General features: G+C 71.4%; 11 protein-coding genes. 4 read left to right on the top strand and 7 right to left on the bottom strand.

Translation table 11 applies throughout. The annotated features are described in order from the left end of the window. Positions 1-727 precede the first annotated feature (727 nt). Entirely contained in the window at positions 728-2521 is a 1794-nt protein-coding gene (locus TR50_RS10680) for an MOSC and FAD-binding oxidoreductase domain-containing protein (protein WP_042418257.1), read from the top strand. A gap of 109 nt (positions 2522-2630) precedes the next feature. On the opposite strand, the gene TR50_RS10675 is transcribed toward TR50_RS10680, so the two are convergent. The 4 genes from TR50_RS10675 to TR50_RS10665 form a co-directional block, all read right to left on the bottom strand. Next, on the bottom strand, positions 2631-3143 hold the full coding sequence (locus tag TR50_RS10675; protein WP_152648342.1) for a hypothetical protein: 513 nt from the start codon (positions 3141-3143) through the stop codon (positions 2631-2633). A gap of 251 nt (positions 3144-3394) precedes the next feature. Beyond that, positions 3395-3640: an MMPL family transporter gene (locus TR50_RS10670; protein ID WP_042418248.1), complete on the bottom strand. Its 246-nt coding sequence runs from the start codon at positions 3638-3640 to the stop codon at positions 3395-3397. Between the two features lie 27 nt (positions 3641-3667). Next, positions 3668-3820, bottom strand: a complete 153-nt coding sequence (locus tag TR50_RS48635; protein WP_269084789.1) for a cytochrome ubiquinol oxidase subunit I — start codon at positions 3818-3820, stop codon at positions 3668-3670. 148 nt (positions 3821-3968) lie between these two features. Beyond that, complete coding sequence (locus TR50_RS10665; RefSeq protein WP_042418244.1) at positions 3969-4472, bottom strand: MarR family winged helix-turn-helix transcriptional regulator; 504 nt, start codon at positions 4470-4472, stop codon at positions 3969-3971. Between the two features lie 384 nt (positions 4473-4856). Here TR50_RS10665 and TR50_RS10660 point away from each other — a divergent pair, with 384 nt between their 5' ends. Further along, complete coding sequence (locus tag TR50_RS10660; protein ID WP_042418242.1) at positions 4857-5162, top strand: hypothetical protein; 306 nt, start codon at positions 4857-4859, stop codon at positions 5160-5162. Between the two features lie 63 nt (positions 5163-5225). Further along, entirely contained in the window at positions 5226-5480 is a 255-nt protein-coding gene (locus tag TR50_RS10655) for a hypothetical protein (protein ID WP_052440909.1), read from the top strand. 188 nt (positions 5481-5668) lie between these two features. Here the strand turns inward: TR50_RS10655 and TR50_RS10650 are convergent, their stop codons facing one another. After that, positions 5669-6277: a membrane protein gene (locus TR50_RS10650; RefSeq protein WP_042418239.1), complete on the bottom strand. Its 609-nt coding sequence runs from the start codon at positions 6275-6277 to the stop codon at positions 5669-5671. Between the two features lie 271 nt (positions 6278-6548). Here TR50_RS10650 and ppdK point away from each other — a divergent pair, with 271 nt between their 5' ends. After that, positions 6549-9236, top strand: a complete 2688-nt coding sequence (gene ppdK, locus TR50_RS10645; protein WP_042418236.1) for a pyruvate, phosphate dikinase — start codon at positions 6549-6551, stop codon at positions 9234-9236. A gap of 17 nt (positions 9237-9253) precedes the next feature. On the opposite strand, the gene TR50_RS10640 is transcribed toward ppdK, so the two are convergent. Continuing rightward, positions 9254-11029, bottom strand: coding sequence for a sensor histidine kinase (locus TR50_RS10640; protein WP_042418231.1), 1776 nt, complete (start codon positions 11027-11029; stop codon positions 9254-9256). Between the two features lie 142 nt (positions 11030-11171). After that, positions 11172-12776 carry an oleate hydratase gene (locus tag TR50_RS10635; RefSeq protein ID WP_042418229.1) on the bottom strand — a complete coding sequence of 535 codons (1605 nt, stop codon included), beginning with the start codon at positions 12774-12776 and terminating at the stop codon, positions 11172-11174. Positions 12777-12968: the final 192 nt, after the last annotated feature.

Here is a 12968-nt window from a genome sequence, read left to right as displayed (position 1 = left end):
AGCCGTCAGCTGCCCCGGCTGCGGCATCCTGGCATCGGAACTGGGGCAGACGGAGCCGGAGGCGATACCGCCGCGGCCGCCGAGCTTCGACGTCCGACCGCTCCGGCCCAGCCATGCCGGTGGCGCTGTGCCCCGAACGACCCACACCCGGGCGCGGCCACGGCACAAGCCGCTGATCGTCAGCTCGCTCGCGGCCGTCACTCTCACGGCCGGGCTGGCCGCCGCCTCCGGCCTCGGAATCCTGACCGGGCATCCGGGCCCGCAGCCGAGCAGCACGCTACCAACACCCAACTCTCATGATCCGCAGGCAAGTTCGCCGGCACGCCAACCGGCGGCAGTGAACGCACAGTCGGTGCACACCAGCCGTCGCCCGGCACCTTCGGGCCGCTCGGCGACGCGAACCGCGACTCCTTCGTCCAGTCCGGGCTCATCGACCGGCTCGGCGGAGGCCGCGCCCATCGCCGGTCGATCAAGGCCAGCCACGTCGCCCACGAGGGAGACCCCGACGGCCGCCTCACCGACGGCGCCTCCACCGCAGACGGCTCCCCCATGGTGGCCGCCGGATCCCTGTCCCTCGCGGACGCGACCTCACGGCTGGCGGGACTTGGGTTCCGGGTAGCCATGCATTCCGGGTACGCAGCCACGCTCGCGCGGCCGAAGTTGCGTGGCGACGGGGGGCGGCTAGCCTGACAGCTGTTACTGCTCCTGCCTGAACGGGGGTGGCCGCATGGCCACCTTGGTGTCGGTGAACGTCGGCCTGCCCAGGGACGTGGCCTGGCACGGCCAGACCGTGCACACCGGCGTGTGGAAGCATCCCGTGACCGGCCCCCGTCTCGTGCGCCGACTGAACATCGACGGCGACGGACAGGGCGATCTCGCCGGCCACGGAGGCGAGCAGCGCGCGGTGCTGGTGTACCAACTGGACTCCTACCGCCACTGGCAGGAGGAGTTGGGGCGCGACGACTTCGAACTGGGTCAGTTCGGGGAGAACTTCACCGTCGACGGGCTGCCCGACGACGAGGTCTGCATCGGGGACCGGTATCGCATCGGTGATGCCGTGTTCGAGGTCACCCAGCCGAGGGTCACCTGCTACCGCGTCGGGATCCGGTTGCGCGAGCCCCGGATGGCCTCACTGCTGGTCTCACACGGCAGGCCCGGCTTCTACTTCCGCGTGCTGACCGAAGGGAACGTGCGGGCCGGGGACGAGATCGTCAAGCTCGGGACGGGGCCCGAGGCTCTGAGCGTCGCGGAGATCAACGCCCTGCTCTACATGCCCGGCCACCCCAGGGAGCTACTGGAGCGGGCACTGCGGATCGACGCGCTCAGCCCCGGCTGGAAGGGCTCCTTCCAGGCGTTGCTCGACGGTGCAGGGGCCGGGGGCAACGTGGGCCTCGGCAACGTGGGCCTCGGCAACGTGGGCCTCACAGCCGCCGCGGCCGGTGGTCCGCCGGCCTGGACGGGATTCCAGCGGCTGCGCGTCTCCCAGGTCACGGCCGAGAGCGACACCGTGTTCTCCTACACGCTCGCCACCACGGACGGACGTGCCCTGCCCGCCGCATCGGCTGGCCAGTTCGTCACCGTGCGACTGCCCCGCACCGACGCGAGCGCGCCGCTGATCCGCACCTACTCCCTGTCCGGGGCACCCGGCACGCCCGAGTACCGCATCAGTGTGAAGGCCGAACCCCACGGCGCCGCCAGTGGCTGGCTCCACGACCACGCCGCCCCCGGCCTCGAACTCGACGTCGCCGCTCCCCGAGGCGTCTTCACCCTGGCGGGCGGCTCCGGCCCCGTGGTCCTGGTCTCCGCAGGGGTCGGGATCACGCCGGTCCTGGCCATGCTGCACCAGCTCGCGGCCACGCGGGCGCAACGCCGCGTCTGGTGGCTGCACGGGGCCCGCAACAGCGCCGACGCGATCTTCGCCGAAGAAGTCCGGGAGCTGCTGGCCCAGCTCCCGGACGCCCAAGCCCGGGTCTGCTTCAGCCGCCCCCTGCCCACCGACCGCATCAGGGTCGACTACACCGATCCCGGACGGCTCAGCGCCGACCTGGTCGAGGCCCTCGGCCTACCGCCGGACGCCACCGCCTACGTGTGCGGACCGGCGACCTTCATGGACGACATGGTGCAGGCCCTGGCCGGCAGCGGCCTGGACCCGGCCCGCGTGCGCACAGAGGCATTCGGTGCACAGGCGGCCTTGACCCCCGGAATCGCTGCCGGCGCTCCCGACCGCGCCCCGCACCCACCGGAAGACCAAGGCGACGGGCCGGTGCGCGCGACGGTGTCGTTCAGCCGCAGCGGACTGACCGTGCCATGGCGCGAGAACGGACCGACCCTGCTGGAACTCGCCGAAGCCTGCGACGTCCCGGTGAGGTGGTCGTGCCGCACCGGGGTCTGCCACAACTGCGAGACGGCGGCCCTGTCCGGCACGGTGGACTACAACCCCGAACCGGTCGACGATCCCGCAACCGGAAACGTTCTGCTGTGCTGCTCACGACCGCTGACCGACGTCGTACTCGACCTCTAGAACCAGCGCGGGGACGTGCCAGGCCTGTGGCCGGAGCCGGGGCCTGGCACGTCCACGTATCGGCGAAAGCGTCTGAGTCACCGAGCTTGTGAGGGCCAGGCGGCGCCGGTCAGACCTTCCGGGCGAACTGCCGGAAGAACTGGTGGCGTTTGCGCTCACTGAAGCCGTTCACCTGCACCATACCGGCGACAAGGTGCGCAGCCGCGAGGAGCAGTTCAGTGACGTCTTCGACCTTGGTGAACGCGTCCGCCAGGGGGGCCGGGATCTCCTCCTCCCGCGCCAGAAAGGCGGGGATGGAGTCGATCACGGCCCCCGCGCACAGCTCCCACTCTGCGGCGGATTCGCCCATCTGGGGCAGGATGGCGTCGATGAAGCGGGTGCGCCACCTCGCCGCGATCTGCTGCGATGAGTCGCCGGAGTCCTCCGCCTGGGCCTGCATCAGCCCGGCGAGGGTACCCATCATGTCGGTGAGCAGCCGGGATTGCTGCTCCGGATCGGTGCGGTCCAAGAACCCCTCGACAGCCTCCGGGGTGTCCGCGTCCACGGCGATCAGCAGGTCGAAGTAGAGCTGCTGGTGCGGGTTGAGGGGGTCGCTCTTCCTGAGTCCGCCAAGTATCGCCATGGTGGGTAGCGTAGCGATCACCAGTGACGGCCGAGCACGCTACGCCGCCAACACCCGTTCTCCGGCCAGCACTTGCGCGTTCCAGGCCTGTCCGGTCCTCGGGGTCGGCGCGGTGGCGCCAAGTCTCGGCGTGCACGCCCACCGCACCTGCCCATCCGCCCGGTCACCGCCGGCGTGACCCTCGCCGCGCCCGTCAGCTGGATCCCCGCAGGCTGCGGCAGGTTCACCGCCAAGTCCCGCCTGACGCCCTTTCAGTGGTTGAAGTAGAAGCCCGCGTCGAGGGGAACCGTGGGCGCGCTGGTCGTGCTGCGCGGGCGGGGGCGCAGCCGGTTGCCGAACAGGGCCAGCACGGCGGGGACGAGGCTGATCGCGACAAGCACGGCCAGCAGCACGGTCGCAGCGGCGGAGAGGCCCATGATCGTCAGGAACGGGATGCCCGTGACCGCGAGTGCGGCCAGCGCGATGATCGTCCGGTCGCCTACGGAGAAGTCGGGCATACCACAACCCTGCCGGTTCTTCCCTGCTCAGGGGCGTGTCGCACGCTCCGCGGCCGGCAAAAAGTCAGCGCCGGTCGCGGAGGTGTCCCCGAGCAAGGTCATCACGGTCCCGGCGACCACGCCGAGGCCGAAGCCCACCGCGAAGATCTTCCGCCAGAAACGGAAGATCTGCTGGTACAGCGGGTTGCCGGTCGTTCAGAGCGGAGCAGCCCGCAGGAGATCCGCGTACCAGTCATCAAAGCCAGGACGCTACCCGGATCCTCGCAGACGTCTCTACTGCCGTTCCTGCCGGTTGAAGGTCCGCCTGGATTGGTGCACGATCGCCAAGTCAGAGCGGCATACCGGAGTTCCCGCCGCCCTCGACGTTGGCGACCATCTTGCGCAGCACCTTGAGCGCGGCCGCGTACTCCTGGTCGCTGATGCCCTGGTGGACCAGGGCTCGCACCTCGGTCACCAGCTCACGCAACCGCGCTCGGGCAGTTTCCCCGGCACCGGTGAGGCGAAGGCGCTGCCCGGCATCCATCCAGAGCCATTCGCGGTGGAGCAGTTGATCGACGACCCGACTGATCTCGTTCTGCCCGTCGGCAAGAGGCGCCAGCTGGGCGATCACCTCCTCGCGGCTGGGTGCCGCGGTCCCGCCGTTCACGCGATTGAGCACCCAGTACTGGGGCTGTGTGACGTCTACCCTGGCCATGGCGTCCCGCAGATGCCCGGTCACGGCCGCGAGCGCCCGGCCGCTCCAGTAGCCGACCGGCTGGGTGGCGAGCATGTCGTCCGTGGCGGCCGGATCTGCCGGCGCCTGGTCGGTGGTCGTGCCATTCAGCGACTTCATGATCGCGACGCTACCTCTCCCTGACGCCCGAACACGACGTCTTCTACGAGAAGGGCGCCCCGAAGCCGATGGGTGCCGACTCCCTCGGGATCGCGGTCTCCCCCGGCTGAAACCGAGTGCCCGTGGCGCCGACGGGGCCCGAGTGGTCGGGGCGATCGCACCGTCCACCCCGGAAGACCTGCACGGCCTCGCTCAGGACCCTCGTGACGGGGAGCAGCGCAGGGCACGCCGGCCGGTGGGAACGCGGGTCGAGGAGCCGGGCCGCCTGCCGTGTGTTCGCCGCCTCTCGGCCCGGTCCAACGGCATCCACGAGGGACCTTCGGCCCTATCGCCGTCGCCGGCGAGCGATGGACCGTGAGGTGAGGTCCCGGAAGGCGGTGCGACATGGACACCGACATCGACCGTGTGATGACCAGATACTTCGCTGCGGCACTGATCGAAGCCGGCGGCCCCGACGCATCGACGACCGCAGCCGAATACCTGCGGCAGCGACAGACGCTCTGGCGGGAGCGCGCGGCCATGGAGCCGTCCACCGCCGCGCAGGCCCTGCGGTGGGCCGGCCACCGCGTCACCACGGCGAAAGACGCAGCACACCGGGAGGCCCTGGAGGACCGCGCCGCCCTGGAGGAGTGGATGGCCGAGCGAAGGATCAACGGGTTCCGTCATGTCGGACGCTCCCTGCGGGTCTGAGGGGACGCACAGGCCGTAGGCAGCGGCGGAATCCGGAACGTCGAAAAGTGGAAGGTGAACAGCATGCTGATCGGAGTCACTCACACCATCACCGACCCGCAGAAGTTCTTCGCGGGCGCCCAGGAGCTTCTTGGGAACCTCCCGACGGGCCTGGCGTGCCACCAGGTGCTCCCGGCCGTGGACGGGAGCCACGCCCATTGCCTGTGGGAGGCCACATCGGTCGACGAGGTCCGCAACCTGATCGACCCGGCCACCGTCGGGATCGCCGACAACGACTACTTCGAGATCAACACCGAGAGCGCCATCGGACTCCCGTAAGGGACGTCCCCAACGGCGGCCCTTGCCCGCTGCCGGCTCGCTCTCTGACAACGGCGAGCTCGGCTTCGCTGATCGCCCCGCCCCGCCCCGGGGCCTCGTGCCGGACATGTCGGTCTGGCCCGTCGCAGGGCAGTGCCTTCATGTCCGGTCACCCTTCGAGGCTGGTGCGGTCGCGGTGTGGCGGGACGTCAGCGCAGCCAGGCGTGGTCGCGGACGACGGGCAGGCGGGCCCACAGGCGGCCGAGGCCCAGCTTCGAGCCGGTGGTGGTGGCGGCGACCGCGACGAGGGCGGCGGCGTAGGCGACGTGGTAGTCGACGAAGGGGTTGGAGGACATGCTCGGCGCGCCGGTGGCGAGGTGCTGCGCGGGCGGGAACTCCGCCAGCCACATGAGGCCGAGGAGAACCGTGCCCGCGAGGGCGGAGACGCGCAGCGCGACACCGCTCATGACGGCGAGTCCGATGCCGAGCAGGCCGAGCATGAACAGCCAGTCGGCCCAGCCCTGGCCGGCCCAGCTGTGGAAGGTGGACTGGAGTGGGCCGACGGCGACGCTGCCGAGGAAGCCCTTGGTCGGCGAGCCGCCGTGGATCCACGCCTTCGCGGAGGGGGTGGCGTAGCCCAGGCCGAAGGCCTTGTCCAGGAACGCCCACAGGAAGACGAACCCGACGAGCACACGGAGCGCCGCGAGAGCGCAGTCCGCGGCGGACAGGGTGGTGACAGCGCTCGTCTCCTGGGTGTGCTGCCTGCGGGCGAGGGCCGGCAGGCGGAAGCCGCGGGTCGCGTGGGAGTGCATGGACATGGCTGTGGTTCCCTTCTGGCAGAACGGGGCGGAGCAGGACAGGTGCGGATCGGTGCACGGGCCCGAACGGGTGCGGCGCTGCGGGCGGTCAGGGCGCGGAGTCGAGGGCGAAGGCCCCGTCGACGAAGCCGCCTTGTCCCTCCAGGGTTCTCCGGCGGACGCACCGGGTCCTGAGCCGAACCGGCCCTGCCGCCGGGGCCGATCGGCCCTTCGCCCGGGACGGCCGGGAGCGGAGAGTTCGAGGAAGGAGAACGGACGGAGGGAGGCGACCATGAAGCGCTACGTCTACGACTTCGCGGACGGGAGGGCGGAGGAGGCGGATCTGCTGGGCGGCAAGGGCGCCGGGCTGGCGGAGATGACGCGCTTGGGTCTGCCGGTCCCGCCCGGCTTCACGGTCACCACCGAGGCCTGCCGGTTCTTCCTCGCGCAAGGGCACGTCCCCGAGGGCCTGGACTGGGAGATCGACGACCGCCTCGCCACCCTTGAAGCAACGATGGGGCGCGATTTCGGGGATCCCGACGAGCCGTTGTTGCTGTCGGTCCGTTCCGGCGCCCGCTTCTCCATGCCGGGGATGATGGACACGATCCTCGATCTGGGCCTCAACGACGTCACGGTGACCGGCTTCGCCAAATCCCTGGGCCAGGAGCGCGCCGCCTGGGACTGCTACCGCCGCCTCGTGCAGATGTTCGGAGCGACCGTCCTCGGCGTCCCGGACCGGCTCTTCGACGACGCCATCACCGCTCAGCGCAAGCGGCGCGGCGCCGCGAGCGACATCGAGCTCACCACGGAGGACCTGCGCGAGCTCACCGGGATCTTCCGCCGCATCCTGTGCGACGAGGTCGGCCGCGACTTCCCGCAGGACCCGCGCGAGCAACTGCGCCTGGCCGTGCGCGCGGTCTTCCGTTCCTGGCAGGGCGAGCGCGCCCGTGTCTACCGGCGCCGCGAGGGCATCCCGGAGGACCTCGGGACCGCCGTGAACGTGCAGGCCATGGTCTTCGGCAATCTGGGGCCCGACTCCGGCACCGGTGTCGCCTTCACCCGTGACCCGGCCACCGGCCGCCCCGGCGTCTACGGCGACTACCTGGCCGAGGCGCAGGGCGAGGACGTGGTGGCCGGCATCCGCAACACCGTGCCGCTGCAGCGACTCGCGGAGCTGGATCCCAGCTGTCACCGCGAGCTGCTCGGGCACCTGCACGTCCTGGAAGAGCACTATCGTGACCTGTGCGATGTGGAGTTCACCATCGAGCGCGGCCGGTTGTGGATCCTGCAGACCCGGATCGGCAAACGCACCGCCGAGGCCGCCTTCCGGATCGCGGCGCAACTGGTCGTCGAGCGGACGATCAGCCTCGACGAGGCGCTGCTGCGGGTGAACGGCGAGCAGTTGACCCGCCTGATGGTCCCCCGGTTCACCGCAGCCGCGGACCACGCTCCGCTGGCCACCGGCCTGGCCGCGTCCCCGGGCGCGGCCGTGGGCGCGGCGGCGTTCAGCTCCGCCGAGGCTGTGCGGCGGTCCGCCGCGGGTCAGCGCGTCGTGCTGGTGCGGCCCGAGACCTCGCCGGACGACCTGCCGGGCATGCTGGCGGCCGAGGCCGTGCTCACCAGCCGCGGCGGACGGACCAGCCACGCCGCCGTGGTGGCGCGCGGCCTGGGCAAGGTCTGCGTCTGCGGCGCGGAGTCGCTGCGCGTGGAGCCCGGCCACGAGCGCTTCACGACGGCGGACGGCACCGTGGTGTCCGCCGGGGACGTGATCTCCGTCGACGGCACGCTCGGCACCGTCCACCTCGGCGCGCTGCCGCTGACGGACTCACCGGTCAGCGCTCATCTGCTCGGCGGACTGCCGGAGGTCGAGGACAGCGACACCGTCGACCTGGTCGGCGCGGTCGGCATGATGCTGCAGCACGCCGACCGCTCGTCCCGGATGCAGGTCCGCGCGAACGCCGACACCCCCGAGGACGCCGCCAAGGCCCTCACGCTGGGTGCACGCGGCATCGGGCTGTGCCGCACCGAGCACATGTTCCTCGGGGAGCGCCGGCAACTGGTCGAGGACATGGTCCTGGCCGACACCGCCAGTGGACGCGACGCGGCCCTCGCGCGCCTCCTCCCGCTGCAGCGCGGCGACTTCGAGGCGATCCTGGCTGCGATGGACGGCCTTCCGGTGACGGTGCGTCTGCTGGACCCGCCGCTGCACGAGTTCTTGCCGGACCGCACCGCGCTGGCCGTCTCCGTCGCCGCCGACCGCGCGGCCGGCCGGCCGGTCTCCCCCGACCGCGAAAGGCTGCTGGCGGCGGTGGAGCGCATGCATGAGGAGAACCCGATGCTGGGCCTGCGCGGCGTTCGGCTCGGGCTGCTCGTCCCCGGCCTGGTCGCCATGCAGGTGCGGGCGCTGGCCGAGGCGGTCGCCGCCCGGCGGCTGGTCGGCGGCGACCCGCACGCGGAGCTGATGGTTCCTCTGGTCGACACGGTCGAGGAGCTGCGCCAGGTCCGCAAGGAGGTGGACCGGGTCCTGGCCGAGGTGTCCACCGAGACCGGCGTCCCGGTGGACCTGCCACTCGGCACGATGATCGAACTGCCGCGAGCCGCCCTGACCGCCGGAACCATCGCGGCCGAAGCCGAGTTCTTCTCCTTCGGCACCAACGACCTGACCCAGACCACCTGGGGCCTGTCCCGCGACGACGCTGAGGCGGCCTTCCTCACCGCCTACCTGGAACGCGGCATCCTGCGTGTCTCCCCGTTCGAGACGCTGGACACCGAGGGCGTCGGACGCCTGGTGGAGCTCGGCGTCCGCGAAGGCCGCGCCACCAGACCCCACCTCGGTACGGGTGTGTGCGGCGAACACGGCGGCGACCCGGCGTCGATCCGGTTCTTCCACCGCGCCGGGCTCGACTACGTCTCGTGCTCGCCGCTCCGTGTGCCGGTCGCCCGCCTGGAGGCGGGCCGCGCGGCGGTCAGCGCGTCCTGAGTGGTCCGCCCGAGCGGTCACACGGTCGTCGACAGCGGCACCCGCCACACCAGGCGGGTACCGCCCCCGGTCGGGGTCCCGGTGTCCAGCGTTCCGCCGTGCTTGGCGGCGCGCTCCGCGAGGTTGACCAGTCCGCTGCGGCGGCCGCCCTCCGGCAGGCCGACGCCGTTGTCCGTCACGATGAGCACGACCTCGGGGGCGGCTCCGCCGGTGACCTTGGCCGAGACCTCGACCGCCTTCGCCGCCGCGTGCCGCGAGGCGTTGCTCAGCGCCTCCTCCAGCACGCCGAGCACGTCCTCGGCGATCTCCACGGGGACGTCGGTGTCGAGCAGCCCCTCCAGGCGCAGCGCCGGCGTGAAGCCGAAGGTGGGGACGAAACGGGAGACGACGTCGACAAGGCGCGCGCGCAGGCCGGCGGACTCCTGCGAGGAGGCGCGCGAGCGCAGACCGAAGATCGAGGTACGGATGATCTTCACCGTCTCGTCCAGGTCGTCCACGGCGCGTCCGACCCGCTCGGCGGCCTGAGGGTGGGTGATGAAGCGCTGCGCGCTCTGCAGGGTCATGCCCGTGGCGAAGATCCGCTGGATGGCGAGGTCGTGCAGGTCCCGGGCGATCCGGTCGTGGTCCTCCAGCAGCGCCAACTGCTCGGCGTCGCTGCGGCGCGCCGCCAGTTCCAGGGCCAGCGCCGCCTGGTCGGCGAAGGACTTCAACGGCGCCACGTCAAGCGCCGAGAAGGGGTAATGGCCCGCGCGGCGGGCGAGCATCAGCACGCCGCGCGGCCCTCCTGGGCCGGAGCCCATGGGCACGGCCACCGCCGGACCCAGCCCCTGCCAGCGTGGCGGTCCGGCGGTCACCCTCTGGTCAGTGGAGATGTCGGTGCTGGTCACGGGGGCCTGTTCGCTGTAGGCCGTGCCCATGAACGTGCCCTCCAGGGGCAGCAGCAGGCCGCGGTGCGAGTCGGCGTCGACGCCCTGGGCGAGCTGGACCGCCAGACCCGTGCCGCCTGCGGCAGGAAGCGCCAGGGCGATGACGCCGAGGTCGGCCTCGAGGATCTCCAGCGACGCCTGGACCAGCTCTGCCAGCACATCCTGCTCCGCCGCGCCGGACAGCAGCCGACCGGTGATCTCGCCGCTCGCGAGCAGCCAGCGCTCGCGCAGCCGGGCGTCGCGGTACAGGCGGGCGTTGTCGATGGCCACTCCGGCGGCGACGGCGAGGGTCTGCAGCACCGACTCGTCCTCGGCGTCGAAGTCGCCGCCGCCGCGCTTCTCGGTCAGGTAGAGGTTGCCGAAGACCTCGCCCCGGACCCTGATCGGCACGCCGAGGAAGCTGTGCATCGGCGGGTGGTCGGCCGGGAAGCCGACGGAGGCGGCGTGCTCGGCGATGTCGTGCAGGCGCAGCGGCTCCGGATGCCGGATCAGCTCGCCGAGGATGCCGTGCCCGGTCGGGAACGGGCCGATCGCCTTGACCTGCTCGTCGGTGAGGCCGGTGGTGAGGAACTTCGCCAGCATGGCGTCGTCGCCGATGACGCCCAGCGCCGCGTAGCGGGCGTCGACCAGCGTGGCGGCGGACTCGATGATCTGCTGCAGCGCCTGGTCCAGGTCGAGTTCACGGCCGACGGTGAGCACCGCCTCCAGGAGCGAGTGCACTCGATCGCGGGTGCCACGGGCCGCGTCCAGCCGGGTTTGGAGCTCGGCCAGAAGCTGGTCCAGGCGCAGGTCCGGAAGCCCCAGGGCTCCCTTGTCCGTCGCCGGCGATTCCTCGGGCACGGGCCCCTCCACCCCAGATGGCTTCATCTGACTTTCCCCCGGTCAGGGCCACGGTACCGATCCCGCGAGTGTTGCGCGAGCAGCACCGTCCGCCGTCGCGCCCGGAGACGGTGATCGTCGGGCACGGCCGGGGTGGGAGTCCGGACCTCCGTGCGCCGCCGGACACGCTTCAGCCGGGACAGACCCCGGTGAAGGCCGTCTCCAGGGCGTGGAAGGCCACCTTCGGGTCGCCCAGGGCGTGGTAGACGGACGGGATGGGCCGGTCCACGCCCAGCAGGCCGTAGACGGCGTGCATGGCGCCGCGCACGGAGTACTCGACGGTGAAGACCACGTCCTCGGGAATCTCGACGAACTGCCCCAGGAAGGCGAAGTTGGTCGAGCCGACCGGCACCACCTCGGGGCGGTCGTGGGCGGAGCGGCGCAGGAACTGGCTGGTGATGTAAGGCATCATCACGGTCGTCACCGTGGTGGTGGCACGGACCTCGTCGGCGATGTCGTCGAAGCCGAGGTGGCCGAGCAACTCGTCCAGGATCTCGCGGCCGGTGGCCTCCGCCATGCGCTTGGGCACGTAGTCGCCGACGGTGTCGGTGAACAGGCTGTACCCCCACAATGTGAAAACCCCGTCGGGCTGTCCGTCGAAGTGCGGCTGGTGCGGGACCACGACGGACAGCAGCCAGTTGGAGTCCTTGAAGGTCATCAGCGCGCCGGTGCCCGGGGCGTTGCCGGTGTACTCCTCGATCCGCTTCAGCAGCGCCGGGCTGCGCATCGTCAGCGTGAACGACTCCCACTTCGCCTCGCCGATGTTGCCGTTGAAGACCCCGGGCCGACCGAAGTCCGGGGCTTTGCGCGAGATCGTCTCCCACAACTCCCAGCCGCCGTCGCGCTTGTCGCGGATCAGCTCGGGCACGGTGTCGTCGCCGCCGTAGCCGGCGTCGGCGGTCATCGAGCCGAGGGTGAGAAAGACCAGGTCGGTGCGGCGCGGCTCGATCGTGTCCGGCACGCCCTCGCGCAGCAGGCGCAGCCGCTCGCAGCGACGGCCGTACTCGTCGTGCGTGAAGTCCGCGTCCACCACCCGCACGCCGTGCTCGATGCGGACGCCCTGCTCGCCCAGCCATGCCTGCAGCGGGCGCACGATCGAGTCGTACTGGTTGAACCTCGTCCGGCGCACTCCGGCGAGGGTGTGAATGCGCGGGAACTCCTGGAGGAACCGCAGGAAGTAGCGCTTGAGCTCGATGGCGCTGTGCCAGTTCTGGAAGGCGAACGTGGTGCGCCACATCGCCCAGAAGTTGGTGGCGAAGAAGTGCTCGGAGAAGAACTCGTCGATGCGTCGGGCACCGATGGCGCTCTCCGGCAGGGCCAGCAGCCGGGCCAGCTCGATCCGGTCGCGCTGGTCGAAGCCGAGGCGGGAGGCGTCGACGATCGTGTGGTCGGCGTCGATCAGCCGGGCCTGGGCGTGGGTGGGCCAGCGCCGGTTGAAGTCCAGGATCTCCTGACGCACCGACACGGTGCGGTCGGTCAGGGTGGGGACGCTCTCCAGCAGGTCCCACAGGCAGGTGTAGGCCTCCTCCTCCAGCATCCGGCCGCCGCGCGTCACGTACCCCCGCTCGGGACCACCACCGCCGTCGAGTGATCCGCCGGTGAGGGGCAGCTCCTCCAGGATCGTGATGTTCCCGGCCGGAAAGCCGGCGTCCCGGATCAGGAAGGCGGCTGCGGCGAGCGAGCCGATCCCGCCGCCGACCAGGTAGGCCCTGTCGGTCCGCTGCGCGTGCTCCATGACGACTCCTCAGTGGTGCGGGTGGGGCCCGCCGGTGACCTGACTGTGCCTCCAACCCTTGTGCGCGCCGTACGGCCGATGCAGGGCCGCCCGGGACCGGTATCGGGGCCGATGGTCCCCAACACGCCTCGGTGCCGCCTGGGGAAGACAGCCAGGCCATGCCTGTGGCCTGCGGTGACGCTCCCCCGGCCT

The sequence above is a fragment of the Streptacidiphilus anmyonensis genome (assembly GCF_000787855.1).
GTDB classification, from domain to species: domain Bacteria; phylum Actinomycetota; class Actinomycetes; order Streptomycetales; family Streptomycetaceae; genus Streptacidiphilus; species Streptacidiphilus anmyonensis.
Note: the sequence above shows the minus strand (reverse complement) of the source record. Positions and strands in the feature narration are given on the sequence as shown.

Coding starts and splice junctions, on each gene's coding strand:
- TR50_RS10655 (WP_052440909.1), top strand. CDS start 5,226: ATGCTGATCGGAGTCACTCACACCATCACCGACCCGCAGAAGTTCTTC.
- TR50_RS10640 (WP_042418231.1), bottom strand. CDS start 11,029: ATGAAGCCATCTGGGGTGGAGGGGCCCGTGCCCGAGGAATCGCCGGCG.
- TR50_RS10660 (WP_042418242.1), top strand. CDS start 4,857: ATGGACACCGACATCGACCGTGTGATGACCAGATACTTCGCTGCGGCA.
- TR50_RS10680 (WP_042418257.1), top strand. CDS start 728: ATGGCCACCTTGGTGTCGGTGAACGTCGGCCTGCCCAGGGACGTGGCC.
- TR50_RS10665 (WP_042418244.1), bottom strand. CDS start 4,472: ATGAAGTCGCTGAATGGCACGACCACCGACCAGGCGCCGGCAGATCCG.
- TR50_RS10675 (WP_152648342.1), bottom strand. CDS start 3,143: ATGGCGATACTTGGCGGACTCAGGAAGAGCGACCCCCTCAACCCGCAC.
- ppdK (WP_042418236.1), top strand. CDS start 6,549: ATGAAGCGCTACGTCTACGACTTCGCGGACGGGAGGGCGGAGGAGGCG.
- TR50_RS10635 (WP_042418229.1), bottom strand. CDS start 12,776: ATGGAGCACGCGCAGCGGACCGACAGGGCCTACCTGGTCGGCGGCGGG.
- TR50_RS10670 (WP_042418248.1), bottom strand. CDS start 3,640: ATGCCCGACTTCTCCGTAGGCGACCGGACGATCATCGCGCTGGCCGCA.
- TR50_RS10650 (WP_042418239.1), bottom strand. CDS start 6,277: ATGTCCATGCACTCCCACGCGACCCGCGGCTTCCGCCTGCCGGCCCTC.